This window comes from Leisingera sp. SA32 (assembly GCF_056033425.1).
The window spans coordinates 61473-84680 of record NZ_JBVYHB010000002.1 but is presented as its reverse complement, the minus strand read 5'-3'; the positions used below and the strand labels follow the sequence as shown (position 1 = coordinate 84680).

Genomic DNA, 23208 nt, shown 5'->3' with positions numbered 1-23208 from the left:
CCGGCGGGCCGATGGCCCGCTTTTTTCTTTCGGTCGGACTGAGGAGAACTGTCATGACCACTCAACTTCGTAACATCGGCGCGCTGATCACCGTGATGCGCGCCTCGGCCAACGTGGCAGCCACGGCTGGCGGTGCAGGTGACAACACCGAAGTCATCGGCGCCATCCTGGACCGCGCCGAGATCGGCCTGCCGCAGAGTTGCGTCTTTGCCGTGCCGTTCTCGGCCACGCTTGGCGATGGCGAAACCCTGTCGATCGCCTGCACGCTGGAAAGCGGCAATGAAAGCGATCTGAGCGATGCTGCGGATCTGCATGTCGTTGCCAGCGCCGTGGTGGCCACCGGACCTGCCGGGGGCGGCACGGTCACCGGCACCTACGAGGTGATGGCGCCGATCATGGGCGCGGGCCGCTACCTGCGGGCCAAGTTCACCCCCGATCTGAGCGCAGGGGCCACCGACACGGCGGCCTTGTCCTCGGTGGTGGTATTCGGCGGTGCGGACCGCCTGCCGGCATGAGGTCGGTGAAGTTCCTGCGGTCGCATCTGATGTATCAGCCCGGCGAGGTCGCCGGGTTTGACGCCCGGACCGCAGAGGATCTGATTGCCCGCGGTGTCGCGGTCGATCCGAACAGCAAGGGCGCCACGCAGGCCGCGACAAGCGACGTGCTGGTGAACCCTTTGGATGATCTCGGCGCTGGCGAGGTGGAACTGCAAACCCGGGTGCAGGTGCAAACCGAGGCACCTGTCGCCAAGGCAGTGACACCTGCCACCAAGTCCAAGCCTGCGGCGAAGAAAGGGTAAGCCATGCGGCTGACGATGAGCACCCCACCGGCTGAATTGCCTGTCACCCTGGAGGAGGCGAAACGCCACTGCCTTGTCGAGGCTGACGACGTGGAAGACGATCAGCTGATCGAAGGGTTTATCGCGGCCGCGGTTGACTACCTCAACGGCCCGTCCGGGATCCTCGGGCGGGCCATCGTGACACAGGAATGGCTGCTGGAGCTGGAGGCCTGGCCGGGGCGGATCAGCCTGCCGCTGGAGCCGGTGCAATCCGTTGTTGTTCGCTACCTCGACCCAAACGGGGTGGAACAGGAATTGCCTGCAAGTGCCTGGGATCTGGATCGATACCCGTCCCGCCGCACCCAGTTGACCTGGGCGCGCGGATACCCGCTGCCCGCGCTGCAGCCGGTTCGTTATCCGGTGCGGATCTCGATCACGGCGGGTTTTGGCGGTGCCGCCGAGGTGCCGATGGCGCTGAAGGTGGCGGTGCAGATGCTGGTCGCCCATTGGTACGAGCACCGCGATGCGCCGCAGATGGGCGGGTCGGGGAATGACCTTCCCGCGGCGGTGAACACGCTGCTGGCCCGCTGGCGGGTTGTGCTTTGATGGCGGGGGCAATGCCGCGCAGTTCGGCGCGCAGGGGGCGCGGGTTCGTGGCCATGCGCCAGAGGGTTGCGTTCGATCGACCCGACCAGGTCGCAAGCACGGGGCTGAACGGCAAGACACGGGTCTGGACCGAGATCCGCACCTGCCGGGCCGAGGTCATCTACATGCGCGGCAGTGAGGCGGTCGAGGCCGCGCGCTTGCAGGGGCGGGCGGTGTTCAAGCTGCGCATCCGCAAGATGGGGACAGCCCTGGACATCGATACAGGCTATCGCATGCGCACGCTGCGCCATGGATCGCCGGACGGGGCAGGTGAGGCGGATCCGCTGCCGGGCACGCGTTACGACGTGCGCGAGGTGGATGCGCTGTCGGACCGGCGATGGATCTACCTCGTTGTGGAAAGCAGCCTGTCCTAGGCCGCAACTTCAGATCGATCGGGAGTGATTGAATGACGGCGAGTTTCAAGATCGAAGGCCTTCGGGAGATCGACACCATCCTGGCGGAGCTGCCCAAGGCCACGTCTAAGGCGGTTGTGCGCCGGGCGCTGGCAAAGGAGCTGAAGCCGGTTGCCGCGATGGCAAACCAGCTTTGGCCGGGGTCGGATGAGCGCGCTTTTGCGGTCTCGGCCACGCTGCAGCGCGGTCAGCGTGCGCCGGAGATCGGGCCGAATGCTGTCCGGATGTTTGTCGGCTCGACCCGGTCGGCGCCCCATGCGCATCTGCTCGAATGGGGCACCGCGCCGAGGTACCACAAGATCGGCAAGTTCGTGGGTGCAACACCGCCGACGCCGTCACTGACTCCGGCATGGGAAGCGAACCGGGGAGATATCATCGAAGGGCTGGCGTCGACGTTGCGCGGCGAGCTGGAGGCGACCATGGCGCGCCGGGCGAAGCGGAGCAGGTGATGGAAAAACATCTGTTGTCACTTCTGCGCGGCGCGCTGAGCTGCCCGGTCCAATGGGGCTACTTCAGTGATGGCGAGACGATGCCGCGGGTGACGATCATTCGGGTCGGCGGGCGGCGCGAGCACACGCTGAGCAGCCTCGGGCTGATGCGGGCGGCTGTCCAGATCGACTGCTGGGCCGTTGAATTTGACGATGCTTTTACGATCAGCCGCGCATTGCGCTCTGCGCTGGAGGGATACAGGGGCGGGCCGGTTCTGAGCACGCGCCTGACGGCCCTGCGGGATGGGTTCAGCAAGGACGCAGACGCTGCGCAGCGGGTCTCCCTGACCTTTGCGCTGACCTGCCGCGACTAACCTCTTCACCCACCCACCTCAAAAGGACTGTTCTGATGAGCACGAAGACACCCGCCCCGGCGGATCAGGAAGTTATGGCCAAAAGCGCCCCCGCGCCCCGCGTGGTCGAGGGCGTGACCCTCACCCGGCTACCGTTGAAGGACAACACGCCCGGGCATCCGGTGGCGATGTTCAAGGGGCAGGCACCCAAGCCCGGCGAGTGCCTGGAGTTCACGCTGGAGAACGGCGTCACCTACCGCGGCACGGTTGCAGAGGCCACCGAAGCCGCCGGTGAGGTCATGGCCGAATTTGCCGACAGCCTGACACCCGTGTTCGACGCCGCGTCCTGAGTTTCCACCCCTGCGCCCGCCTGGGGCGCTTACTGCAATCCTGAAAGGAGCCCGATATGGGACACCAAACTGCTTCCGGCGTGACGCTTGGCATTTCGCTGACGCCGCCTGCCACCCATGACGTCACGGGGTTCGACGCCCTGACGTTCAAGAACGTTGGCGAGATCACCAACATCGGTGAGTTCGGCAAGGAATGGGCGCTTGTCACCCACAACCCGCTGGCCACCCGTGGCACCAAGAAGGGCAAGGGCAGCTACAACAACGGCGCGCTCAGCCCCTCCCTTGCGCTGGATCCCAGCGACCTCGGCCAGATCGACATGAAGACCGCGCTGGAAAGCGATGATCCGGCTTACTTTTCCGTCACCCTGCAGGATGGCACGGTCTACTACCTCACCGGCCTGGTGATGTCGTTCAAGCCCAACATCGGCGGGGTGGATGACGTGGTCACCGCCTCGACCAACATCGAGCTGACGCCCGATCCGATCCTCGAAAAAGCAGTCCCCTGATCCGCGCCTGCCTCCTCCTCCCAAGGCGGGGGCGGACCTCGGGCCGGGCGGAAGGTGGTTCACTCCCCCGGCCCATCTGAACCACGGAACCTCAAAAGGATTTACCCATGGACTTCAATGCTTTCGACAGTGTTTCTGCAGCCGAAAAAGGCGCCGAGCTGCATATCCGGCACCCTGCCACCGGTAAGCCGCTGTTTGACAACCCCGATGATCCGTTTGCAGACAATGGCAAGCCCTGCATCGTGATCGTGAAGGGCGCCGAGGCACCATCGGTGCGCGAGGCGCGGCGCGCCCTGCAGAAGGCCCGGGCGCAGGCCGACGGCGAGGCAAAGGCGGCGGAGGCCGACAAGGATGAGGATCTGTCCTTCGATGATCTGCACGAGCGGATGGTCGAGGCGCTCTCCTGCCAGGTCTGCGGCTTCAAGAACATCCACCGCGGCGATCAGCCTGCCACCACCAAGGATGTGGAATGGTTCCTGAACCTGAACCGCTTCAACGCCCAAAGCGATGAGAAGTCCTTTGCGGAGCAACTGGCGGAGTTCTCCTCCAAGCGCTCGAACTACCTGGGAAACGGCTTCGCAGGCTGACTCTCTATGCCCGCCAGGCAGGCTTTCTCGCGGCCCGTCCTGACGACTGGAAGACCAGCCGCATGCAGATGTGGCTGGACGAAGGCCTCGACCTTGGTTTGCCGGATATCACCGGGGTCGAGTACCTGCGGGACATGATGGGGCCGGAGGGGCTTGGCTGGTGCACGTTCGAGCCGATGGGCGGCGCTGCCCCGCACAGCTGGTCCGAGATCGACGCCTTCTCCCGCGCCGCGGGCATCCAGCTTGAGCCGTGGGAGGCGAGCCAGATTCGGGCGATGAGCGTGGCCTATGTCGAGGGCATGACCCGCGGCTGTGAACCGATGAAGGTCTCGCCAGCCTACGAGGACCGCCTGGAGGAGGATCCCGGCATCCCGGCGGAACGTCGCCGGGTCTCCCAGAATTTGAAGGCAGGTTTGAGCGCCCTGGCGGGCACATAAGCAGGCCGCGCGCCCGATCGCGGGCGGGTGGCCACGTTTTTGAGCGTCATTCAGCATGAGGATTAGGCATGGCGATTGATATCGGTGCTGTCCGGGCATCTGCCTCTTTTGATGCGGCCGGGTTTGAAACGGGGGTGCGTAAAACCCGCTCGGCATTGACCAGCCTTGAGGGGGTCTTTCAGAAGACCACGCGCGAAGCGGTCCGATCCTCCGAGACCGCCGCACGCGCCTGGGGCAGCAGCTTTGACCAGACCACCACGGCGGCACAGGCGCATATCAACGCGCTGACAGGCGTCGATCGTGCGACCAAGGGCTCTTCCTCCTCTGCGAAATACTGGGCCAAGCTGCTGGATCAGCAGGCGCAGTCCTATGACCGGCTGCGCGCCTCGATCGATCCCGTCTTTGCCTCCTCAAAGCAGTACGAGGCCGCGGTGGCACAGATCGAGGGGGCCGTGCGGTCCGGTATCGTGACGCAATCGGAGGCTAACCGGTTCCTGGAGCAGGCCGCGCAGAAGTACCTCGGCCTTGCGCCGGCCGCCCAGCAGGCGGCGGAGGCGCAGGAGAAGGCGGCAAAGGAAGCGCAGCGGATGCGCGCGGCCTATGAGACCACCCGGGCCAGCATAGATCCGCTCTATGCGTCCTCGAAACGCTACGAGGCTGTGCTCGACCAGACCAACGCGGCCCTTGCCGCCGGGGTGATCAGCCAGCGCGAGGCCAATTCCCTGCTTGCCATGGCGGAAAAGCAGTACCTCGGCACCGGTGGCGCGGCGGCCATGTATGGCAAGCAAGCGCAGACCGCGACCCATCACACGGCCAACCTCGCGTACCAGTTCAACGACATCGGCATGATGATGGCGGCGGGGCAAAGCCCGTTCATGCTCGCGTTGCAGCAGGGCACGCAGGTGTCGCAGGTGCTGAACCAGATGGGCGGGGGCGCCGCTTCGGTGCGGGCCTTGGGCGGCGCCTTCCTGTCGGTGATCAACCCGACCTCGCTGGTGACCATCGGCGTCATCGCGGGGGCCGCGGCGCTCGGGCAATGGGCCATGTCCGCGCTGGGGGCCGAAGACAAGACCGAAGCTCTGGCCGAGGCATTTGATGCGCTGGGTGAGGCGGCGGGGGATTTTGACCGCACGGCCGATATCGCCCAGACCGCGCTGTCGGATCTGCGGGAGGAATACGGTCAGAATGCGCGGGCGGTCTGGGAGTTGCACCGTGCCCTGGTCGCGGTGCGAAGGCAGCAGGTGGAGAACGCCCTGGCGAATGCCGCTGACGTGGCTGGGGAGCAGTTGCTCTCGCTGCGCAACGCGATCGGAGATCTGAGCAGTGCGCGCCGGGCCTTCCTTGAAGCGCAGGATGCGATTGCCGCAGGGATGGCGCCGCTGCCGTCCGAGGTGAAGGCGCTGGAGGAGGCTGTGGCGGCGGCGTCCGCGACACTTCAAGAAGATTTTGGCATGTCCGCCGCCCAGGCGTACCGGCTCAGGGACGCGCTTGATCAGCTGGCGCAGGCGAAGACCCCCGAGGAGGTTGCCGCCGCCTCCGAACGGGTGGCCAATGCGATCTCCAGCAGCGTCACCGAAGGCGCAAAGCTGTCCGATGAGGTGCTGGATCTCGCGGTCAAGGCGACCGAGGCCCACCGCGTGTTTGCCAAGGTCGAGACGACCACTGGCGAACTTGGTGGCAACGTGGGCAACGCCGGGGACCAGTCCGACCGATTGGCGGCTTCGGCCAGCCAGGTGGCTGAGAACTTCCTGCGGGCGGCGGGCAATGTGATGGCGCTACAGCAGGCCATGGCCTCGCTTTCTGTTCCGTTTGCTGACGCGATGTCCGAGCTGGATTTCGAGGTCTCTACCGCGGGCATGAATGCTGCAGACAAACTGGTCGCAACGCGGGTCCGCCGTCTTGAGGAAACCATGCGCTCGGCCTCAGAGCGCGCATTTGGGTTCGATTACGGGCTGACGGATGAGCAGAAAGCGCAGCTGCAGGAATATGAGGCTGCGCTGAGGAGCAATGCCTCCGCCTTGACCAGCGTCTCCAGGGCAGGGGCGGCAGCTTCCAAGAGCGCGGACGCGGCGAGCAAGAACTCAGTTGCAGGCCTGCAGGCCGAGATCCTGCAGCGGCAGAATCTTCTCTCAATGACCGGTGACCAGCGGAAGAAATACGAGGCCCTGATCACTGTACAGCAGCGTCTCGGCAAGGAAGGGGGCAAGGTCTCCAAGGCGCAGATCAACCTCTTGGCGGATCAGCTGGTGCAGCTGGACGAAGCTGAAGAACGCATGCAGCGGGTGAAGGAGCTGCAGTCGCAGTGGTCGCAGGAAATCACCCGCACGGCATTCGAGGGTGGCAGCCTCGGCGACACGATCGAGGGCATGCTGCGCGACATCGCCTACCAGTTTGCCCATGCAAAGATCGTGCTGCCCGTGGTCGCCTCGATCACCGGCTTCCTTGGACTGGATCAGCTGGTCCAAGGCGGCGGCGGTGCGGCGCAAGTCGCAGGCGCTGCCGGTGGCGGTCTGCTGAACCTGCTGGGCGGCGGTGCAAACCTGCTCAGCGGCGGAACCGCACTGTCCGGTTTCGCTTCGGGCTTAGGCGGCATCCTCTCTGGCGGTGGTCTTGGCGCGAGCTTTGCCAACCTCGGCGGTCTGGTATCGGGCGCCTCCGGCTTCACTGCCGGCGCACTCGGCGCCGCGCTGCCCGCGCTCGGTATCATCGCCGCAGGCGTGGCCGTCTTGGTCAAGGGCTTCTCCCGCGAGTACCGAGGCAGCGGCATCGACGCGCACCTGTCCGACCAGGGGCTTGATGGCGGGCGCATGTTCGACTTCTACAAGGGCGGTGCGTTCCGCAGCGACAAATGGGTCCATAAAGAACTGCCCGAGGAAATGGCGGAGGCGCTGGACACCTCCATGAAGGCCGCGGCGCAGTCTGTTCTGGACCTCTCCGGCGCGCTGGACCTCAGCACGGACGGTCTGAAGGACATGGAACAGGTCGTGTTTTCGCTGTGGACCAACGGCAAGAGCGAGGCGGAGATCCAGCAGGCGCTTCAGGATCAGATCGACAAGACCGCCAACGAGATGGCGAAGCTGATCTTGACCGAGGAAGAATACATCCGGTCCAACGAAACCCACCTGGAGGCTTTACAGCGCCTCGGCGGTAGCCTCTTGGCGGTCAACGACGCCATGGACGTGCTGAACCAGACCCTGTTTGAAACGTCCCTGGCGGGCGGCGATGCGGCATCCAGTCTTGTCGATGCGTTCGGCGGCGCGGAAAACATGAGCGCGCAGATCGGAGCCTATTGGGCCAACTTCTACAGCGAGGCGGAGCGTCAGGAAACGACCCTGCGTCGCCTCGCCGACCAGTTCGAGGCTTTGGGCGTCGCGATGCCGAACAGCCGCGAGGAATTCCGCGCCATCGTTGAGGCCATCGACCTGACCTCGGAGGCTGGCCGCCAGCTCTATGCCGACCTGATCGGCTTGTCCGGTGCGCTGAGCAGTGTCTTGGACCCGCTCTCCGGCTTCAGCCCGGAAGTCGCGTCTATGATTGCCGAGGCGACCGGCCAGATTGACGCACAGATCCGGGAGCGCAGCGATCTGGCGCGGACCATGGAGGCGTCTTCGCGGCTTTGGCTCCGGACCGCTGAAACCCTGCGCGCCTTCCTGACGGACCTGCGCACGACTGCTTTGGGCGGCCTGAGCCCGGCGCAGGTGCTGGAGGCCTCGGCAATGCGGTATTCCGATGTGTTCAGCGCGGCGCGCGGTGGCGATCAGTCTGCTGCTGGTGACTTCATCGGCACAGCCAAGGCCTATCTGTCGGCAGTCGAAGGCAGTGCGAGCAGCCTTGTCGATTACCGCCGTGCGGCCATCCAGGTTGAGCGGGACACGCAGCTCTTAGCCGGGATCGCCGGGTTCGAGGGCGGCAAAGATCAGTATCTGGCCAATCTCTACGAGGCGCAGGTTCAGACGCTGGAACAGATGAAAGCGCTGCTGGTTTCCGGCAACCTCACCGCGGATGCGCTGGAGGGGCTGAACGGCACGCTCGACAGCCTGCAAGATGTGATCGAGGCGGCGGAGGTGCTGTCTTATGACTACCTCAAGCACAACCTTGATCTTGTCCTGGACCTGGTGCCGGATGCGGATATTCCGCCCGCGCTGAAAAAGCTGATCGAGGCGGCAGGCGGCTCGATGGAAACGCTGGTCGACCTGATTTTCCGCGATGAGGATCTGACACCGGGCCTGCGTTTCCTGCTTGCTGGAGAGGCCATGAACGGGATCGCCGTTCTCGATCTTTCGCTGTTTGAGCCGAAGGTGAACCTCGCCAAACTGATGTCCGGGGAAGTTCTGGACGGCGCGGCATCCCTGATTGCCGAGATCAGGGCCGGGACGCCGCAGGGGCTTAGCGACCTGCTGACCGATGGCGTGTTTACGGGCACCGCCCTGCTGAAAGGCCAGATCAAGGGCAGCAACGCGGCGGCTGGCATCCTGAAGAAAATCGGCAAAGCGACCACAAGCTGGATCAAGGTCGGCGGCGAGTTCGAGTTTGACCCGTCCAGTGATCTGCAAGACTGGTTCGGAGGCGCTTTGCAGGACGGCATTGCCGACCCGATGGGTGCCCTTAAAACCTCGATCGACAGCCTCACAGGGCAGCTGAAGGCGGAGCAAAAGGCTGCGCAGAACCAAGCCAAGATCGCTGACCTGCAAGCAAAGGGAACAGATGCGGCAAGCATTATCGCGTCCAGCGGGTCGAATGTTGGGAGCATTGTTCAGGCTATCGAGGCGCTCGAAGGGCGGTCCGGGGCTGGGCTCCGCAATGGCAATGCGGACGCTATGCTCCAGGTCGGTGATGACGGGAAGATCCAGTACAAAGCTACTGGCGTTCTCAACCACGGAACGAACTATCTGACGGTCGGCGCCAAGCAGTTCTGGCTTGATCAGTTCTGGAACGACGGCGGGCTGGAAGACCAGATCTTTGCACACAATAAGTCGCTCAATACAGCGCAGGCTCAGATCGAAAAGTGGCGGAAACGGATTGAGGATCTGGGCGGGGTTCCCAGCTTCGACGGCGGCGGGTTCACCGGCACCGGCACGCGCTCTGGCGGTTTGGACGGTAAGGGCGGGTTCATGGCAATGCTGCACCCCAACGAGACTGTTGTGGACCACAGTCGGCCATCTGGCCGGGGCATGGACATGGGGCCGCTTCTGGATGAGCTGCGCAGCCTGCGCCGCGAAGTGGCAGAACTTCGGTCGGAGAGCCGGCAGGCACAAGCCCAGATCGCCAAGAACACAGATCAGACGGCCCGAATTGCGCGGCAGCGGGACATCATCCCGCAAAAGGTCACTATCGTGGAGGGCGCATAATGCGGATCGCCATTCCCATTACCATCACTGATGCCAACATCATCGCGGCGAACCTGTTGGAGGACGACTATCCCGAGCACAGCATGGCGACGGCCTACACCACGGGCGACCGGGTAATCTGCACAACCACGCACCGCATCTATGAGGCGGTGCAGGACCACACCGGCACGGATCCGACCACGGACACGGATCAGAGCCACTGGCTGGCAATCGGTGCGACAAACCGCTGGAAGCCCTTCGACCGGTACATCACCGACCAGGCCGTCAATGAGGCGGGCGACACCATCGAATACACGTTCGGAAACTTCACAGTTCCGGCAAACTCGGTGACCTGCTTCGGGCTGTCGGGCGAAAGCGTTTCGCTGACGGTGACGGACGCAACGGATGGCGTGGTTTACAGCGAGACGGTTTCACTGATTGACACCTCGCTGATCGTGGATGGCTACACCTACTGTTTCGAACCGACACGGGTGCGCAGCGAGGCGGTGTTTGCCAGCATCCCGCCCTATACCTCGGCGGAGTTCGATCTGATCCTGACCGACACCAGCAATGACCCGAAGGTCGGGCAGATCGTGCTGGGCCAGGAATATGACGTTGGCATCACACAATATGGCACCAGCTTCTCGATCGAGGACTACTCGATCAAGGATCGCGATCAGTTCGGCAACGCTTTTATCGTGGAGCGCCCTTTCGCAAAGCTGGTGGATTTCGATTTCGTGCTGCCGACCGAACGCGCCCGCCGCGCGGCGATCCTGCTGGAAACCGTGCGAGCAACCCCGGCGGTCTATTTCGCGGGCGCAGACACCGATCAATACGGCACCACGGTCTACGGCTATTTCCGCAACTGGCGGATCACGTTGTCGGGGCCGAACATTTCCAACGCAACACTTGAGGTGGAGGGGCTTACCTGATGAGCACACCGACAATCACGACGCCGCCGGACGCGCCGAACCGGCAGAACCCGACGGTATTCTCCGAGCGCATGGATGCTTTTCTTGCGTGGCTGGTCACATTCGCCGAGGAAATCAGCGCGGCCATCAGTTGGATTGCCGCGCAGGTTTCGGCTGTGTCCACCAGCGAGGCCAACGCGGGCAATTCGGCGTCTGCGGCGGCTGCTAGTGCCTCTGCTGCTGCGGCGGCTGCGGGGGCTTCCGCTTGGGTGTCTGAAGCAAATTACACGGCAGGCGATGGCGCATATTCTCTGGTCGACTTCCAGTCTTACCGGGCAAGGACCACGCACAGCGGTCTCGCGACTGATCCCAGCGCGGACCCGGCGAATTGGGCGCCGCTGGGTGCTGACGCCGAGGCGATCAAAGCAAACGCCCGCCTTTTCTCTCTTTGGACTGGAGCATAAACTATGGCGACCCCTGATGTAATTGGCGCGGCACTGACCACCAGCGCCGCTGATCTGTTCACCGTGCCCGCAAGCACCGTGCGGCACGTCTTGCAGGTCCAGGCTTGCAACGTGGATGGCATCAATGACGTTGACGTCACCGTGCAGTGGACTGACAGCAGCAACACCGACACGGTTTACCGGCTGGCCTATCAAGTCACGGTTGCGGCCAAAGACGCGCGGTCGATGCTAGCGGGGCCTCTTGCTTTGAGCGCCGGTGACAAGCTGCAAGCGCTGGCCTCCGCCGCGTCAGATGCAGAGCTTACCGTCACCTATTTCGATGAGGCAGTGTGATGCGCGGAGTTCGAAACCTCGGCGGGCTGGCAGGCCCGGCGGCGAGCCTAGCGCAGGTGGGCGGCGGGTCGAGCGGCGCGCTTGAGCTGATCGGATCGTGGATTTACGAGGGCGATGCAAGCGTTTCTCCGGCAATCGACTTCACAGGAATTCCCTTCGTGAAGGGCGATCTATTGGTGGCTGTAACGTGTTGGAAAAGCGGAACTGGTCCGGGAAGCATTTCAGGATTTTCTGAGTTGGGAAATGTCGGAGGCGCTGGCAGGTTGGCCGTGTTTACTCGGGTGGCTGACGGTACGGAGACGACATTCACGAACACAGTGGATGACTATCAAGCATTTGCCTGCGCGTTTTCTCTTGCCGTTCCTGTGGATTTCCAGGGTGCCATGAGTTCCATTGATCCGCCAGCAGTTACCAACGCCGCGGGGGCAACGGTCTTGTCGTTCGCCTTCGACGGAACACCTTCGTTGGCCTCTGACTTAGATGTGACGCCGCCGCCTGGATACACCTTGATTCAGGCGAAGGAAAACGCCTTCGTGACCTGGGATCCCGCCATGCGCGTCGCGATCAAGAGTGGGTGTCCTGCCAATGAAAACCCTGGGGCGTGGTCAAATTGGACGCGTGACGACAGATGGGGCGTTGCCACCGCCGCGTTCGAGCCGAATGGGAGACTTGTGTGATGCAGCAGCTATACAGCGATGCGGGTGGCTACCCGGCACGTATCCCGCACCGTATCCGCTTGTCGGATGGGCGTGTCCGCACGGACCCGGCCACGTTCACCGCTGAGGAAATAGCAGATGCGGGCTACGTGGCAGCTCCCGCCAGACCCGTGCCCGGCCCGCTTCAAGTGGTTGAGTGGGGTGGCTCCGACTGGACCGTGCGTGACATGACGGCGGAGGAACTGGCAGCGGCCCGCACCGCGAAGCTAGCGGAGCTGGCTGAATACCGTTGGAAAACGGAAACCGGCGGCATCACTCTGCCGGAGGGCACCCCGATGCCATCCGATGAGGTAACGGCCCGCAAGCTGACCTCCGCAGTCACCAGCTTGCAGTCAGGCATGGTAACCGCCCCCATTGCCTGGAAGTTCCCAGGCGGCTGGCAGGATCTGTCACAAGCGCAGATCGAGGGCGCGGCGGCCGCTGTGGCGCAGCATGTGCAGGCGTGCTTCTCGGCCGAGCGCAGCGTGCATGACCAAATCGCGGCGCTTCCCGATGCGGATGTGCCGGGGTTCGATGTGCGTGCCGCGTTCGACGCGGTCATGGCTGGGGGCGAAAGTGTCTGAATCGATCCGCAAGTTCTTCCTGGACGAGTCCTTGAAATGGGTTGCCCGCACAGGCTTTGCCGCGGTGCTGGTTTTGCTTGCGGCAATCTTCACCCCGATCAGCGATCAGGCACTGGCGATCTGGCGCAGCCCTGACAGCCTAGACCGCATCGACCAGCGGCTGGCCCAGCTGGTCGATCGCATCGATGAGATCGCTGGCGAAAACCGGATCATTCGCCAGCCGCGCGGCTACAGCTATGTCGAGGAGCCGGTGCGAGAAGGTGAGCCGCTTTGGATCGTGCTGTATATGGCGCGGACCAAGGCGGGCGCCGATTGCACCTTTGTCGAAGGCGCAAGCGTGTTCGAGGACAGCCGCGGTGTTCGCCAGGGCGGTTCTCGCCTGAAACCGATCACACAGGTCGGCATGGCCCCGGAACGCCTGCGGACACCTATAGAGATGCCGAAAGGTCTGCGCCGAGGGCGGGTCGGGGTGCATATCGTCCTGGAATATCGCTGCCCGGCTGCGGGCGGCTCCGAAACGCGCTGGGACCGCACAGACACGCTGTTCTTCGAGCTTCTGCCCAGGGCGTAACTCTCCCCAACGTTCCAACCCACAATGCCCCGCTCGCGGGGTTTCTTAGCATGGAGATCTCCCATGAAATTCATCGACAACTGGAAGGCCACGCTGAAAGGCGCCTGGTCCATCCGCCTCCTGTTGCTCGCGGCCATCGTGTCCGTCGCGCCCGTCTTCGTCTCGCTGGTCACGCCTGACATGCTGGGGCTGGACCCGCTCTGGTTCGCCCTGGCAGCGACAGTGGTGAACCTGGCCGCCATTCCGGCGCGGGTGCTGGTGCAGCCCGCTTCGGGCTTCTGGCGAGTGTTTCGGCGCGATGAGGGCGGTGCGGTGCGTAAGCGGACCATTGGCCTGATCGCGGGTAGTTCGGTCGCCCTCGCGTCGGCGGTGACTTTCGTTGGGCAGTGGGAGGGGCTTCGTACGGAAGCTTACCGCGACATCGTGGGTGTCTGGACGGTCTGCTACGGCGAGACCAAGGGCGTGCGGCCCGGAGACAGCTACAGCCTGGCCGATTGCGATGCGATACTGGCCCGCGAGATCGTCGCCTATGAGGCGCACCTCGACCGCTGCCTCTCCGCTGACGTGCCGGTGGGCATGAAGATCGCGCTGGTCAGCTGGACCTACAATGTCGGGCCCGGAGCGGCCTGCCGGTCGACGCTGGTGAGCAAGGCAAACGCTGGAGATCTGCGCGGCGCCTGCAATGAGCTGCCGCGCTGGAACCGGGCAGGGGGGCGCGTGATCCGCGGTCTGACCAACCGGCGCCTGTCGGAGCGATCGATGTGCCTGAGGGCGCTGGACGCCGCGGCATGAGATCTCCGGCCGCTTTCGTCGCCCTCGCGGCATTGGCAGCTGCTGGAGCCTTCGGTTACCGCCAAGGTGCCGCGAACTGTCGGGCCAACTACCAAGCGCGCGAGCTGGCGCAGATCGAGGCGTTCCGGAAACTGGAGGCTGCCCGCATCGAGGCTTTGCGCGCGCGCGATGAACTCTCACGCCAACTGGAGGAAAAGGCCCATGCGGATCCTGTTGCTGTGCCTCGCTGTCTCGGCCCTGGCCGGGTGCGGCGGCTCAATGCGCTACGCTGAGGCTGTGGACCCGTGCGCGGTGCCGGTGCGTATCCCCGACGGCTGGATCAGCGATCAGCAGGTAGAGATTCTGTGGTCCCGGGATCGCCGCGCGCTGCTGGACTGTGGGGACAAGGTAGAGGCTCTTTCAAGACGAAAGCCCCGCCGGTAAGCGGGGCCTGTGTGTTTCTGGGAAACTGGCCCAAGGCCAGCACCTCAAAAGATGAAATCTTGACCAGAAAGGACGGCGATTTGGACGCCTTCGATAAGGATCGATGCCTCGTCGCCAAATTCGATCAGGACGCCTTCGTCGGTAGCGGATAGCCTTCGGCTTTCATGACCGGAACACCCTGTCGATCCATTCCCAGCCTTCGTACTTATCCCCTGTTTGGCGGAGGTGGGTGTATCGCTGCAGTGAAGCCCAGGAGCGGTGGCCGGACACCGAGGCAACTTGCGGAATTGAATTGCCCATTTCGAAGAGCCGCGAAATGCCCTCGTGCCGTAGATCGTGAAATCGAAGGTCTTTGATCTGCAGGAGTTTGCAGGCGCGGGTGAACCGGGTGCAAATGGTATCAGGGTTGTAGGGGAAAATCCGGTCATCCTTCTGTGGCATGGACATCGCGATTTTTAGGGCTTGCTCCGGCAGATCACACCACACGTCGTTTCCGACCTTTTGTCCTGGGTGCTTCATGTCCTTCACGAAAATCCGGGAATGCTCTCGGTCCAGGCCATCCCACCTTGCGCGCGTGATTTCGGATTCACGGCGGCTTGAGAACAGGGCGAACAACGTCACCTTGTGCATTGGCATGGTGCGTGGGTTCGCTGCCGTGGCTTCCATGAAGTGGGTCAGCAGAGCCTCGAGTTCGTCCAAGGTTGGGCGCCGGTCTCTTGACCTTGACTTGGCCGTGATTTGTAGGCGTTTGCAGGCGTGCATCGCCTCCTGCATCGCTGGATAGTCTAGGGGAATTCCCCAGGCGGAACGTGCAATGCGGAAAACGGCCGATAGGTGTGAGAGGTAGTTTAGCACCGTGGAGGCAGAGGCTACCCCCGGCCGGGCGGCGATCTCCTGGGCAAATTGCACGATGTCGCTGCTTTGTATCTCGTCTGCTTCTTGATCCGAAAGATCATACTCGTCCCTGATGGTGCGAAGCACCTGAGCCTTTGTGGTGCCAATCTTGTCGCCTGCGGTGGCAAGGTATTTGTCCAACGCGTCTCGAAGGGTCTTCCCCTTGGTCTTGATTTTGCGCAGGTCGTCGCCAGCTGCGTCGATTTCTTTCGTCCGCTTCTTCAGCCAGGCGTTGGCCGCGGGCTTTTTGTCGAACGTTCGGGCTTCGCGGTGAACCCACTGACCTTTCCTTTTAATGGCGATCTGTGCCAGATAGGCGGTTGAACCGTCTTTGCGCTTGCGCTCGATGATGTGGGCCATGGCGGAACAACTTCTTAGAAATCGGGACAACTTTTGTTGTTCTAGTCCGACAAAATGGGCAAAAACAAGCAAAATCCGGCTGTGAATGAGCAAGTGGCATGAGTGATAAGATCATTGAAAATCAGGGGATTGACCCCATTTGGCGCTCTGCACGCCTTTCCGTTGCTCCGATGATGGACTGGACCGACCGCCATTGCAGGTATCTGCACCGGTTGCTGAGCCGCGAGACACTTCTCTATACGGAGATGGTCACAGCGCCGTCGTTGGTGCGTGGCGGGGCCGTGCATTTGCTGGATTTCAACCGGGAGGAGCACCCGCTGGCGCTGCAACTGGGCGGGTCCGACGCGGCGGAGCTGGCACAGGCGGCGCAATTGGGGGCAGAGGCTGGCTATGATGAGATTAATCTCAACTGCGGCTGCCCCAGCGACCGTGTGCAGTCCGGGGCCTTTGGCGCAGTGCTGATGCAGACGCCGGATCTGGTTGCCGATTGCGTGGCCGCCATGCGTGAGGCGGTTGACGTCGAGGTCACCGTCAAATGTCGCATTGGCGTGGATGAACAGGCGCCGGAGGAAGTGTTGCCAGTCTTCCTCGACAAGATCCGCGCTGCCGGCTGTCGGCGGGTGACGATTCATGCCCGCAAAGCCTGGCTTCAGGGGCTGAGCCCGAAGGAAAACCGCGATATCCCGCCGCTGGATTACGACCTGGTGCACCGGATGAAGGCCGCCTTTGCAGATATGCACATTTCGATCAATGGCGGCATTGCCTCGCTGGCCGAGGCGCGGGCGCATCTGGACCGTGGTTTGGACGGGGTGATGATCGGCCGGGCGGCCTATCACCAGCCAGCCGATGTTCTGTGTGCAGCAGATCAGGAAATCTATGGTGAGGGGGCCGTGACCGACCCGGCCGAGGCGGTGCAACAGATGTTGCCATATATCGAGGCGCGGCTGGCGGAAGGTGCCAAGCTGAACCAGATCACCCGTCATATGCTGGGCCTGTTTGCCGGCAGACCGGGGGCACGACAATGGCGCCGCACCCTGTCTGAAGGGGCCTGTCGCAGCGGCGCCGGGCCAGAACTGGTGGCGCAGGCATTGGCACAGGTGGTCGGCCAGGCTGCGGCCTGACACCGCGATCGGCCGGCAAACGGGTGGTAATGGCTTGCCGGGGCGGGCCGGGGCCGCTAACCCTTTGCAAAAGACGCATAAGCCTGAGGTTTCTCCCGCATGACCGATCCCAACCTGACTGTCGCCCTCTGGCCGGAGCCTGGGCTTTTGATGCAGATGGCCGCGCTTCTGGTTGTCATCGGCGGCTTTGCCGGCGTACTGGCCGGATTGTTGGGGGTGGGCGGCGGCATCGTGCTGGTGCCGGCTTTCTTTTATGCGTTTCAGACGCTTGGCTATGGCAGTGACCAGCTGATGCAGATCTGCCTAGCAACCTCTCTGGCGACGATCATCGTGACCTCGCTGCGCTCGGTGATGAGCCACAACAAGAAAGGCGCGGTGGATTGGCAGATCCTGCGCGGCTGGTGGGTCGGCATTGCGCTGGGGGCGATCATCGGCGTACTGGCGGCCTCGGCGCTGCGCTCCACCGTGTTGCAGGGCGTGTTTGGCAGCCTGGCGCTGGTCATCGGCTGTTACCTGGGGCTGGGGCGGGCGGACTGGCGTCTGGCGGAGACGATGCCGACAGGCGTACGGCGCGTTATGCTGTCGCCCGCGGTTGGGTTCCTGTCGGTGCTGATGGGGATCGGAGGCGGCAGCTTTGGTGTGCCCCTGATGACGCTGCACGGGGTGGCTGTGCATCGGGCAGTGGCAACGGCGGCGGGGTTTGGCGTGATCATCGCGGTGCCGTCCGTGGCGGGTTTCCTGCTGTTACAGGTGGATCCGGCCAATCGCCCGCCGCTTACCTTTGGTGCGGTGAATCTGCCCGCCTTTCTGATTGTGATCGCGATGACGCTGATTACTGCGCCTTGGGGCGTGAAGCTGGCCCATGCGATGAACCCCAAACCGCTGAAGCGCGTGTTCGGGGCGTTCCTGGTGCTGGTCGCGTTGAACATGCTGCGCAAGGCCTTCGGTTACTGAGAGGGCCCGATGCGGACAGAACTGTCGGAAAGCTATCGCGACGCTGGGTGGGTACGGTTCGGCCATGATCCGCAGATTGCCGCCTGGGCGGAGCATGCTTTGCCACAGGGCACCGCAGCGCTGGACGATCCCGCCAATGCGGCGTGGTTCCAATGTGAACGGACCTGGTTCATCGGTGTTGATGCGCTTCCCAATGATGCCAGGGGACGTTTGCCGGGCGGGCCGCCGCTGGCCGGGGCGCCGCTGAGGTTCATCGCCGCGCGGCACGGGCCTGTGCCGGATCTGCACCGGGCGCAGGTGTCCTCGGTGTTTCCCGGCTATCCGCGCCCGCGTCCGGGAGAGGGCGGTGCTGCCTTTCGCTATCGCGTCAAACGGGACGCGGCGCATGTGGACGGGGTCAAGATGTATGGCGAACATCGCCGCCGCAAGGTGGAAGAGCCGCATGCCTGGGTGCTGGGGATTCCGCTGAACGAAAGCAGCCCGGATGCGGCGCCGTTGGTGATCTGGGAGGGCAGCCACCATATTATGCGCCGCGCCTTTGCCGCCGCGTTCGCGGGTGTGCCGCAGGCTGCGTGGACGGATGTGGATGTGACCGATGCGTACACGGCTGCCCGCGCTGAGGTGTTCGAGACCTGCCCGCGCATCACTGTCCATGCCAAGCCTGGCGAGTCCTATCTGATGCATCGCCTGTGCCTGCACGGCGTCGCACCCTGGGGTGAGGGGGCAAGCGCGGCGCAAGAGGGCCGGATGATCGCCTATTTCCGCCCTGAGTTGGCTGAGTGGACCAAGGGGTGGCTGGCCGAGGACTGAATCGGACAGCCGCTTGTCTGGCCCGTCGCAAAACAGGTCAGCAATCCTGCCGGAATGTTTCGCGCGCGAAACAATGGGTCAGCCTTTATTCCGCATGATTGACAGAGCCTTAGCCAACCGTGCGCCGCGTTAGCTGCGCTTTAACCTTGCGCTGCGGCCGCCGCGGCGCTTGGTCAGGGTGGCAGCGCGGTCGGATAGGGCGTCCATGATCTCGGCACGTTCGGCGTTGCTCATGCCCGACCAGTCGCGGATCTCGTCGATGGAGCGGTAGCAGCCGGTGCAGATCCGCGCCTCGGGGTGGACGACGCAGATCTTGATGCAGGGGGACTGGATCTCGTCCCGTTTCCAAACCTCGTCAGTCATCGCTCACCCGTTCTTCAAATGCCGCATCCGGTCCAATGCGCCTTGCAAGATATACGAGGCGGCCACATGGTCGATGACCTCTGCGCGGCGTTTGCGTGTCGTATCCGCCTCCAGCAGGGCTTTCTCCGCCGCCACAGTGCTGAGCCGTTCGTCCCAGAAGCCAATGGGCAGATCACTCAGCTGGGCGAGGTTGCGTGCAAAGGCTCGGGTGGACTGGCAGCGCGGGCCTTCACTGCCGTCCATGTTGCGCGGCAGGCCCAGCAGGATGCCGTTGATGTCGCGCTGCTTGATGATCTGGAGCAGGCGGGCGGCGTCCAGTGTGAACTTCTTGCGCTTGACCGTCTCCAGAGGCGTTGCCACGGCGCCGATCCGGTCGGACACCGCGACGCCGATGGTCTTGGTGCCCAGATCCAGCCCCATCAGGGCCGACATCGGCGGCAGGGCGGCGGCGAAGTCTTCGAAAACATCGTGGATCATTCGGCCACTCCCGTCTGTTGGGCGGTTTCCTGCAGCAGCGCAAGCGCCGCGGTGTCGTCGGCAAAGACCTGCTGGGCCTCGTCATAAATGGCGCGCGCGCGGGTGGTCTCGCCCAGCACCGACAGGGCGCCGATCAGCCGGGCCCACTCCTCGGCGCTGCCGCCTTGGCTTGCCAGACGGTCGGACAGGCGGCTGACCATGCCGCGGATCATCTCCTGGCGCTCCTTCGGGCTGAGGTCATCGGCGGCTTGCATGTCGTCGGTGCTGGGGCCGGGCAGGGCCGGGGTGGCCGCGCCGCCGGGGGTGATGGGCTGATATTGTACCCCGGCGCGATAGGCCATGTCCTCGATCTGGGCCTGAATGCCTTCGATCCAGGGGGCGCCGGGCGGGCCAGCCCGCAGGGTTGCGGCCCATTCACGATAGGCCAGATCCGGGCGACCCAGCTGGCCCAGCATTAAGCCCCAGTAATAGCGCGCCGGGCCGTGGGCAGGGTCCAGCGTCAAAGCCTGTTGCAGGTCGCGCTCCGCTTCGGGGGACACATAGCCACCTGCTGCCATGATCCTAAGTTCCGCCAGCTCGGTATAGTCGCGGGCGGTGGCCTGTTCTGCGACCAGATCAATGTAGCGGCTCTTGGCGGCATAGGCGGTTTTGAAATTGCCCAGATTCGCCTCATGCTGGGCCAGCAGGGCCTGGCCTTGTGCGTCGTCGGGGCGGTTGCCGACGGTTTGGCGCAGCTGCGCGACGAGCTGGCGATAGCTGTCGTCAACCTGCGGTTTGGGCAACGCCGGCACTTCGGCCTCAGCCGCCGCCTGCGAGGGGCGGTTTGCGGCGCGTTCACCGGCCAGGCGCACGCGGTCCTGAAGGCCAAGATCCCCATAGCCCGGTGCGCCGAGTTGCCAGTAAAGGCCGAGCGTGCCGCCTGCAATCACCAGCGCAGTCAGAACGGCCGTGAACCGTGACAAGGCGCGTGGCTGCGTGCTGCCGCTGCGGGCCTGTTGCAGCTGGGCGTCAGCTGTCAGAATGCGACGCGAAATCTCGGTGCGGATGCGTTCGGCGTCAGCCGCGACAATCACGCCACGGGCCAGATCCTTGTCGACCTCGCGCAGCTGCTGGCGATAGACCCGCAAGTCATAGGCCGCAGCGGGTTCGCCCAGCTCGCGGGCGCGAATGAGGATCATCGCCAGCAAAAACGCCGCCGAAAATGCGATGAGAGCGGTGACTGTCCAGAATACCATGCCGTCTCCGTGGTTTGGTTCTCATCTATAACCGGGGGCGGTGGAACAAAAGGGCCAAACTGCCGCGGCGGTTCGAAGAGGGATACGCGAGAATGTCGCAATAGCGCAGAAAGAGGACGATAAACGGCGCAGGTCCCCCATGCGTTTCGGGCATACCGACAGACAGACACGAACCATCGGATTCGCCCATGAAACGCTATTCAGTCTTTGCCGTCGCGCGGGAAGCCCTGCGCTATCACACCGGGTGGGAGCGCGCCTGGCGCTCGCCTGAGCCCAAGCGCCACTACGATGTCGTCATCGTGGGTGCCGGCGGGCATGGGCTTGCCACGGCCTATTACCTGGGCAAGAATTTCGGCATTACCAATGTCGCCATTATCGAAAAGGGCTGGCTGGGGGGCGGCAACACGGGCCGCAACACCACCATCATCCGCTCGAATTATCTGCAGGATCCTTCGGCTGCGATATATGAAAAGGCGCGCAGCCTGTATGAGACGATGAGCCAGGACCTGAACTACAACGTGATGTTCAGCCCCCGTGGCGTCATCATGCTGGCGCAGACCGAGCATGAGATCCGTGGCTACAAGCGCACGGCCCATGCCAACCAGCAGCAGGGTGTGCAGACTGAATGGATCACCCCCGAGCGCGTAAAGGAGCTGGTGCCGATCATCAACCTGCACGGTCCGCGCTATCCGGTACTGGGTGGCCTGTGGCAGGAGCGCGGCGGCACCGCGCGCCACGACGCGGTGGCCTGGGGCTATGCGCGGGCGTGCTCCGACATGGGCATGGACATCATCCAGAAATGCGAAGTCACCGGCGTGCGGGTCGAAAACGGCCGCACTGTGGGGGTCGACACAAGCAAAGGCCCGATTGATTGTGACAAGCTGGGCATGGTTGTGGCGGGCAACGCCTCTGTGCTGGCGGAACAGGCAGGCTTCCGTCTGCCGATGGAATCCGTCGCGCTCCAGGCGATGGTGTCCGAGCCGATCAAGCCCTGCATGGACGTGGTGGTGATGGCCAACACCGTGCACGGCTACATGTCGCAATCCGACAAGGGTGAAATGGTGATCGGCGGCGGCACCGATGGATTCAACAACTACACCCAGCGCGGCAGCTTCCATCATATCGAGGAAACCGTGCGGGCGCTGGTCGAGACCTTTCCGATGGTCAGCCGTCTCAAGATGCTGCGCCAATGGGGGGGCATCGTGGATGTGACCGGCGACCGCTCGCCGATCATCTCGAAAACGCCGGTGCAGAACTGCTTTGTGAATTGCGGCTGGGGCACTGGCGGATTCAAGGCGATCCCCGGCTCGGGCTGGGCGATGGCGGAGATGATGGCGACGGGCTATTCGCCGCTAACCGAGGAGTTCTCGATGATGCGCTTCCGCGAAGGCAAGTTCATCGACGAGAGCGTTGCGGCCGGGGTGGCACACTGATGCAGACCCGATTGGCAAAGCCCTGCCTGCCGCAGCCGCGACAGGCAGAGACGGGGAACCACCATGCAGCTCCGGGCGTTGTTGACCCGAATTGCAAACTGCACAGGAGGCTCTTATGTCTGACGAAATCCACAACAACTCCGGCTCTGGTTCCGGCGGCGGTATGGGCGCGCTGGCCTTCATCCTCGGCGGCGTTGTTGTCGCGCTGGCCGTCATCGGCTGGTTCGTCCTTGGCGGCGAAAACCCGGTGGATGAACCGGACCTGCGCATCGAATTGCCTGACGGCAGCGCCATTGAAGGTGAAGTCGAAGGCGCAAGCCAGTAACCATCGCGGGCACGCTGCCCGCAGTGGCGGCATGCCGGTTCTTCCCGGTCGCACCATGCTGGCCCGTCTGGTGCGTGATACCGAAGGGTCTGCCGTTTTGCGGCAGGCCGCGGGCTCGCCCCGACATCCGATGATCCGTTCAACCGGAGCCGCGTTTGCGGACCGGGCCGCGCTCGCGCGCCAAGCCCGCTCCACGCCTCGTGGCCTTGGTCTGGGCGCTGTTGTTTCCCTCACCATGGAGCACGCACAATGCTGATCCTTGAATGCCCCTATTGCGGTGTCAAAGCCGAAGAAACCGAACTGTCCGCAGGCGGCGAGGCGCATCTGAATCGCTATGGCCCCGGCTCCAGCGACGATGACTTCCATGACTACCTGTTCATGCGTGAAAACCCCAAAGGCGTGCATTTCGAACGCTGGCGCCATGCCAATGGCTGCGGCAAGTGGTTCCACGCCGCCCGCTGCACCATGACGCTGGAGGTCTTTGGCACCTATCCGGCCCAGACCACCGAACCGCCACAGGAGATCTGCGACAAGATCACCGCGAAACGCCCCGGCTGGAGCTGGCGCGAATTTTCCGACGGCCGCAAATCCTCTGCCGCCTGACTGCAACACCTGACATTCCTCTGAAGGATCAGCAAA

At 63.6% G+C, this 23208-nt stretch carries 29 protein-coding genes; 25 read left to right on the top strand and 4 right to left on the bottom strand.

Translation table 11 applies throughout. The features are described 5' to 3' along the window. The first annotated feature begins 53 nt into the window (after positions 1-53). The 19 genes from AC0IPL_RS03040 to AC0IPL_RS02950 all read left to right on the top strand — a co-directional run bounded on the left by AC0IPL_RS03040 (position 54) and on the right by AC0IPL_RS02950 (position 14446). The gene (locus tag AC0IPL_RS03040; protein ID WP_474272127.1) at positions 54-515 is read left to right on the top strand and encodes a hypothetical protein; all 462 of its coding nucleotides are present in this window, start codon (positions 54-56) and stop codon (positions 513-515) included. Next, positions 512-799: a hypothetical protein gene (locus AC0IPL_RS03035; RefSeq protein WP_464442030.1), complete on the top strand. Its 288-nt coding sequence runs from the start codon at positions 512-514 to the stop codon at positions 797-799. Before AC0IPL_RS03040 ends, AC0IPL_RS03035 begins: the two co-directional genes overlap by 4 nt. A 15-nt stretch (positions 800-814) precedes the next feature. Next, the gene (locus AC0IPL_RS03030) at positions 815-1384 is read left to right on the top strand and encodes a head-tail connector protein (protein WP_474272126.1); all 570 of its coding nucleotides are present in this window, start codon (positions 815-817) and stop codon (positions 1382-1384) included. Between the two features lie 53 nt (positions 1385-1437). Beyond that, the gene (locus AC0IPL_RS03025) at positions 1438-1797 is read left to right on the top strand and encodes a phage head completion protein (RefSeq protein WP_474272125.1); all 360 of its coding nucleotides are present in this window, start codon (positions 1438-1440) and stop codon (positions 1795-1797) included. A gap of 32 nt (positions 1798-1829) precedes the next feature. Continuing rightward, positions 1830-2285 (top strand): HK97-gp10 family putative phage morphogenesis protein, encoded by a 456-nt coding sequence (locus tag AC0IPL_RS03020; RefSeq protein ID WP_474272124.1) that lies wholly within the window; start codon positions 1830-1832, stop codon positions 2283-2285. Next, the gene (locus AC0IPL_RS03015) at positions 2285-2638 is read left to right on the top strand and encodes a hypothetical protein (RefSeq protein ID WP_474272123.1); all 354 of its coding nucleotides are present in this window, start codon (positions 2285-2287) and stop codon (positions 2636-2638) included. The genes AC0IPL_RS03020 and AC0IPL_RS03015 overlap by 1 nt, the downstream gene beginning before the upstream one ends. Before the next feature lie 35 nt (positions 2639-2673). After that, positions 2674-2967, top strand: coding sequence for a hypothetical protein (locus AC0IPL_RS03010; protein WP_474272122.1), 294 nt, complete (start codon positions 2674-2676; stop codon positions 2965-2967). Positions 2968-3023: 56 nt separating this feature from the next. Further along, on the top strand, positions 3024-3473 hold the full coding sequence (locus tag AC0IPL_RS03005) for a hypothetical protein (protein ID WP_474272120.1): 450 nt from the start codon (positions 3024-3026) through the stop codon (positions 3471-3473). 107 nt (positions 3474-3580) lie between these two features. Further along, positions 3581-4060 carry a hypothetical protein gene (locus AC0IPL_RS03000; protein WP_474272118.1) on the top strand — a complete coding sequence of 160 codons (480 nt, stop codon included), beginning with the start codon at positions 3581-3583 and terminating at the stop codon, positions 4058-4060. Between the two features lie 62 nt (positions 4061-4122). Continuing rightward, entirely contained in the window at positions 4123-4497 is a 375-nt protein-coding gene (locus AC0IPL_RS02995; RefSeq protein ID WP_474272116.1) for a hypothetical protein, read from the top strand. A 68-nt stretch (positions 4498-4565) separates the two neighbouring features. Beyond that, positions 4566-9845 (top strand): phage tail length tape measure family protein, encoded by a 5280-nt coding sequence (locus AC0IPL_RS02990; protein ID WP_474272115.1) that lies wholly within the window; start codon positions 4566-4568, stop codon positions 9843-9845. Continuing rightward, complete coding sequence (locus tag AC0IPL_RS02985; RefSeq protein ID WP_474272113.1) at positions 9845-10756, top strand: hypothetical protein; 912 nt, start codon at positions 9845-9847, stop codon at positions 10754-10756. Before AC0IPL_RS02990 ends, AC0IPL_RS02985 begins: the two co-directional genes overlap by 1 nt. Further along, positions 10756-11199 (top strand): hypothetical protein, encoded by a 444-nt coding sequence (locus tag AC0IPL_RS02980; RefSeq protein ID WP_474272111.1) that lies wholly within the window; start codon positions 10756-10758, stop codon positions 11197-11199. Before AC0IPL_RS02985 ends, AC0IPL_RS02980 begins: the two co-directional genes overlap by 1 nt. Before the next feature lie 3 nt (positions 11200-11202). Then, positions 11203-11532, top strand: a complete 330-nt coding sequence (locus AC0IPL_RS02975; protein ID WP_474272110.1) for a hypothetical protein — start codon at positions 11203-11205, stop codon at positions 11530-11532. Beyond that, positions 11532-12209 (top strand): hypothetical protein, encoded by a 678-nt coding sequence (locus AC0IPL_RS02970; protein WP_474272109.1) that lies wholly within the window; start codon positions 11532-11534, stop codon positions 12207-12209. Before AC0IPL_RS02975 ends, AC0IPL_RS02970 begins: the two co-directional genes overlap by 1 nt. Then, the gene (locus tag AC0IPL_RS02965; RefSeq protein WP_474272108.1) at positions 12209-12811 is read left to right on the top strand and encodes a DUF4376 domain-containing protein; all 603 of its coding nucleotides are present in this window, start codon (positions 12209-12211) and stop codon (positions 12809-12811) included. Before AC0IPL_RS02970 ends, AC0IPL_RS02965 begins: the two co-directional genes overlap by 1 nt. Further along, positions 12804-13382, top strand: coding sequence for a hypothetical protein (locus AC0IPL_RS02960; protein WP_474272107.1), 579 nt, complete (start codon positions 12804-12806; stop codon positions 13380-13382). Before AC0IPL_RS02965 ends, AC0IPL_RS02960 begins: the two co-directional genes overlap by 8 nt. Before the next feature lie 63 nt (positions 13383-13445). After that, positions 13446-14174, top strand: coding sequence for a lysozyme (locus AC0IPL_RS02955; protein WP_474272106.1), 729 nt, complete (start codon positions 13446-13448; stop codon positions 14172-14174). Further along, complete coding sequence (locus AC0IPL_RS02950) at positions 14171-14446, top strand: hypothetical protein (RefSeq protein WP_474272105.1); 276 nt, start codon at positions 14171-14173, stop codon at positions 14444-14446. Before AC0IPL_RS02955 ends, AC0IPL_RS02950 begins: the two co-directional genes overlap by 4 nt. 313 nt (positions 14447-14759) lie before the next feature. Here AC0IPL_RS02950 and AC0IPL_RS02945 read toward each other — a convergent pair whose 3' ends face one another. Continuing rightward, a complete protein-coding gene (locus AC0IPL_RS02945) occupies positions 14760-15851 on the bottom strand; it encodes a tyrosine-type recombinase/integrase (RefSeq protein ID WP_474272104.1) in 1092 nt (363 codons plus the stop codon). A 98-nt stretch (positions 15852-15949) separates the two neighbouring features. Between AC0IPL_RS02945 and dusA the strand changes: the two genes are divergently transcribed. The 3 genes from dusA (at position 15950) to AC0IPL_RS02930 (ending at position 18736) form a co-directional block, all read left to right on the top strand. Continuing rightward, positions 15950-16972 carry a tRNA dihydrouridine(20/20a) synthase DusA gene (dusA, locus tag AC0IPL_RS02940; RefSeq protein WP_474272103.1) on the top strand — a complete coding sequence of 341 codons (1023 nt, stop codon included), beginning with the start codon at positions 15950-15952 and terminating at the stop codon, positions 16970-16972. Positions 16973-17071: 99 nt separating this feature from the next. Then, positions 17072-17926 (top strand): sulfite exporter TauE/SafE family protein, encoded by an 855-nt coding sequence (locus tag AC0IPL_RS02935; RefSeq protein WP_474272102.1) that lies wholly within the window; start codon positions 17072-17074, stop codon positions 17924-17926. A 9-nt stretch (positions 17927-17935) separates the two neighbouring features. Then, on the top strand, positions 17936-18736 hold the full coding sequence (locus tag AC0IPL_RS02930; protein ID WP_474272101.1) for a hypothetical protein: 801 nt from the start codon (positions 17936-17938) through the stop codon (positions 18734-18736). A 129-nt stretch (positions 18737-18865) separates the two neighbouring features. On the opposite strand, the gene AC0IPL_RS02925 is transcribed toward AC0IPL_RS02930, so the two are convergent. From AC0IPL_RS02925 to ccmI, 3 genes are read right to left on the bottom strand one after another with little or no spacing between them, the layout of a single operon-like run. Further along, positions 18866-19099, bottom strand: a complete 234-nt coding sequence (locus AC0IPL_RS02925) for a DUF1289 domain-containing protein (protein ID WP_474272099.1) — start codon at positions 19097-19099, stop codon at positions 18866-18868. Positions 19100-19102: 3 nt separating this feature from the next. Next, complete coding sequence (ruvX, locus tag AC0IPL_RS02920) at positions 19103-19576, bottom strand: Holliday junction resolvase RuvX (protein ID WP_474272098.1); 474 nt, start codon at positions 19574-19576, stop codon at positions 19103-19105. Beyond that, a complete protein-coding gene (gene ccmI / locus AC0IPL_RS02915; RefSeq protein ID WP_474272097.1) occupies positions 19573-20811 on the bottom strand; it encodes a c-type cytochrome biogenesis protein CcmI in 1239 nt (412 codons plus the stop codon). The genes ruvX and ccmI overlap by 4 nt, the downstream gene beginning before the upstream one ends. A 188-nt stretch (positions 20812-20999) precedes the next feature. On the opposite strand from ccmI, the gene AC0IPL_RS02910 reads away from it, so the two are divergent. The 3 genes from AC0IPL_RS02910 (at position 21000) to AC0IPL_RS02900 (ending at position 23172) form a co-directional block, all read left to right on the top strand. Then, the gene (locus tag AC0IPL_RS02910; protein ID WP_474272096.1) at positions 21000-22244 is read left to right on the top strand and encodes a sarcosine oxidase subunit beta family protein; all 1245 of its coding nucleotides are present in this window, start codon (positions 21000-21002) and stop codon (positions 22242-22244) included. A 115-nt stretch (positions 22245-22359) separates the two neighbouring features. Continuing rightward, positions 22360-22569, top strand: coding sequence for a hypothetical protein (locus AC0IPL_RS02905; protein ID WP_222453680.1), 210 nt, complete (start codon positions 22360-22362; stop codon positions 22567-22569). 249 nt (positions 22570-22818) lie between these two features. Then, positions 22819-23172, top strand: coding sequence for a sarcosine oxidase subunit delta (locus AC0IPL_RS02900; RefSeq protein WP_474272095.1), 354 nt, complete (start codon positions 22819-22821; stop codon positions 23170-23172). Positions 23173-23208 lie beyond the last annotated feature (36 nt).

What these genes read in the sequence shown, in the direction of transcription:
- AC0IPL_RS03040 (WP_474272127.1), top strand. Translation starts at nt 54, where the DNA reads ATGACCACTCAACTTCGTAACATCGGCGCGCTGATCACCGTGATGCGC.
- AC0IPL_RS03035 (WP_464442030.1), top strand. Translation starts at nt 512, where the DNA reads ATGAGGTCGGTGAAGTTCCTGCGGTCGCATCTGATGTATCAGCCCGGC.
- AC0IPL_RS03030 (WP_474272126.1), top strand. Translation starts at nt 815, where the DNA reads ATGAGCACCCCACCGGCTGAATTGCCTGTCACCCTGGAGGAGGCGAAA.
- AC0IPL_RS03025 (WP_474272125.1), top strand. Translation starts at nt 1,438, where the DNA reads ATGCGCCAGAGGGTTGCGTTCGATCGACCCGACCAGGTCGCAAGCACG.
- AC0IPL_RS03020 (WP_474272124.1), top strand. Translation starts at nt 1,830, where the DNA reads ATGACGGCGAGTTTCAAGATCGAAGGCCTTCGGGAGATCGACACCATC.
- AC0IPL_RS03015 (WP_474272123.1), top strand. Translation starts at nt 2,285, where the DNA reads ATGGAAAAACATCTGTTGTCACTTCTGCGCGGCGCGCTGAGCTGCCCG.
- AC0IPL_RS03010 (WP_474272122.1), top strand. Translation starts at nt 2,674, where the DNA reads ATGAGCACGAAGACACCCGCCCCGGCGGATCAGGAAGTTATGGCCAAA.
- AC0IPL_RS03005 (WP_474272120.1), top strand. Translation starts at nt 3,024, where the DNA reads ATGGGACACCAAACTGCTTCCGGCGTGACGCTTGGCATTTCGCTGACG.
- AC0IPL_RS03000 (WP_474272118.1), top strand. Translation starts at nt 3,581, where the DNA reads ATGGACTTCAATGCTTTCGACAGTGTTTCTGCAGCCGAAAAAGGCGCC.
- AC0IPL_RS02995 (WP_474272116.1), top strand. Translation starts at nt 4,123, where the DNA reads ATGCAGATGTGGCTGGACGAAGGCCTCGACCTTGGTTTGCCGGATATC.
- AC0IPL_RS02990 (WP_474272115.1), top strand. Translation starts at nt 4,566, where the DNA reads ATGGCGATTGATATCGGTGCTGTCCGGGCATCTGCCTCTTTTGATGCG.
- AC0IPL_RS02985 (WP_474272113.1), top strand. Translation starts at nt 9,845, where the DNA reads ATGCGGATCGCCATTCCCATTACCATCACTGATGCCAACATCATCGCG.
- AC0IPL_RS02980 (WP_474272111.1), top strand. Translation starts at nt 10,756, where the DNA reads ATGAGCACACCGACAATCACGACGCCGCCGGACGCGCCGAACCGGCAG.
- AC0IPL_RS02975 (WP_474272110.1), top strand. Translation starts at nt 11,203, where the DNA reads ATGGCGACCCCTGATGTAATTGGCGCGGCACTGACCACCAGCGCCGCT.
- AC0IPL_RS02970 (WP_474272109.1), top strand. Translation starts at nt 11,532, where the DNA reads ATGCGCGGAGTTCGAAACCTCGGCGGGCTGGCAGGCCCGGCGGCGAGC.
- AC0IPL_RS02965 (WP_474272108.1), top strand. Translation starts at nt 12,209, where the DNA reads ATGCAGCAGCTATACAGCGATGCGGGTGGCTACCCGGCACGTATCCCG.
- AC0IPL_RS02955 (WP_474272106.1), top strand. Translation starts at nt 13,446, where the DNA reads ATGAAATTCATCGACAACTGGAAGGCCACGCTGAAAGGCGCCTGGTCC.
- AC0IPL_RS02950 (WP_474272105.1), top strand. Translation starts at nt 14,171, where the DNA reads ATGAGATCTCCGGCCGCTTTCGTCGCCCTCGCGGCATTGGCAGCTGCT.
- AC0IPL_RS02945 (WP_474272104.1), bottom strand. Translation starts at nt 15,851, where the DNA reads ATGGCCCACATCATCGAGCGCAAGCGCAAAGACGGTTCAACCGCCTAT.
- dusA (WP_474272103.1), top strand. Translation starts at nt 15,950, where the DNA reads ATGAGTGATAAGATCATTGAAAATCAGGGGATTGACCCCATTTGGCGC.
- AC0IPL_RS02935 (WP_474272102.1), top strand. Translation starts at nt 17,072, where the DNA reads ATGACCGATCCCAACCTGACTGTCGCCCTCTGGCCGGAGCCTGGGCTT.
- AC0IPL_RS02930 (WP_474272101.1), top strand. Translation starts at nt 17,936, where the DNA reads ATGCGGACAGAACTGTCGGAAAGCTATCGCGACGCTGGGTGGGTACGG.
- AC0IPL_RS02925 (WP_474272099.1), bottom strand. Translation starts at nt 19,099, where the DNA reads ATGACTGACGAGGTTTGGAAACGGGACGAGATCCAGTCCCCCTGCATC.
- ruvX (WP_474272098.1), bottom strand. Translation starts at nt 19,576, where the DNA reads ATGATCCACGATGTTTTCGAAGACTTCGCCGCCGCCCTGCCGCCGATG.
- ccmI (WP_474272097.1), bottom strand. Translation starts at nt 20,811, where the DNA reads ATGGTATTCTGGACAGTCACCGCTCTCATCGCATTTTCGGCGGCGTTT.
- AC0IPL_RS02910 (WP_474272096.1), top strand. Translation starts at nt 21,000, where the DNA reads ATGAAACGCTATTCAGTCTTTGCCGTCGCGCGGGAAGCCCTGCGCTAT.
- AC0IPL_RS02905 (WP_222453680.1), top strand. Translation starts at nt 22,360, where the DNA reads ATGTCTGACGAAATCCACAACAACTCCGGCTCTGGTTCCGGCGGCGGT.
- AC0IPL_RS02900 (WP_474272095.1), top strand. Translation starts at nt 22,819, where the DNA reads ATGCTGATCCTTGAATGCCCCTATTGCGGTGTCAAAGCCGAAGAAACC.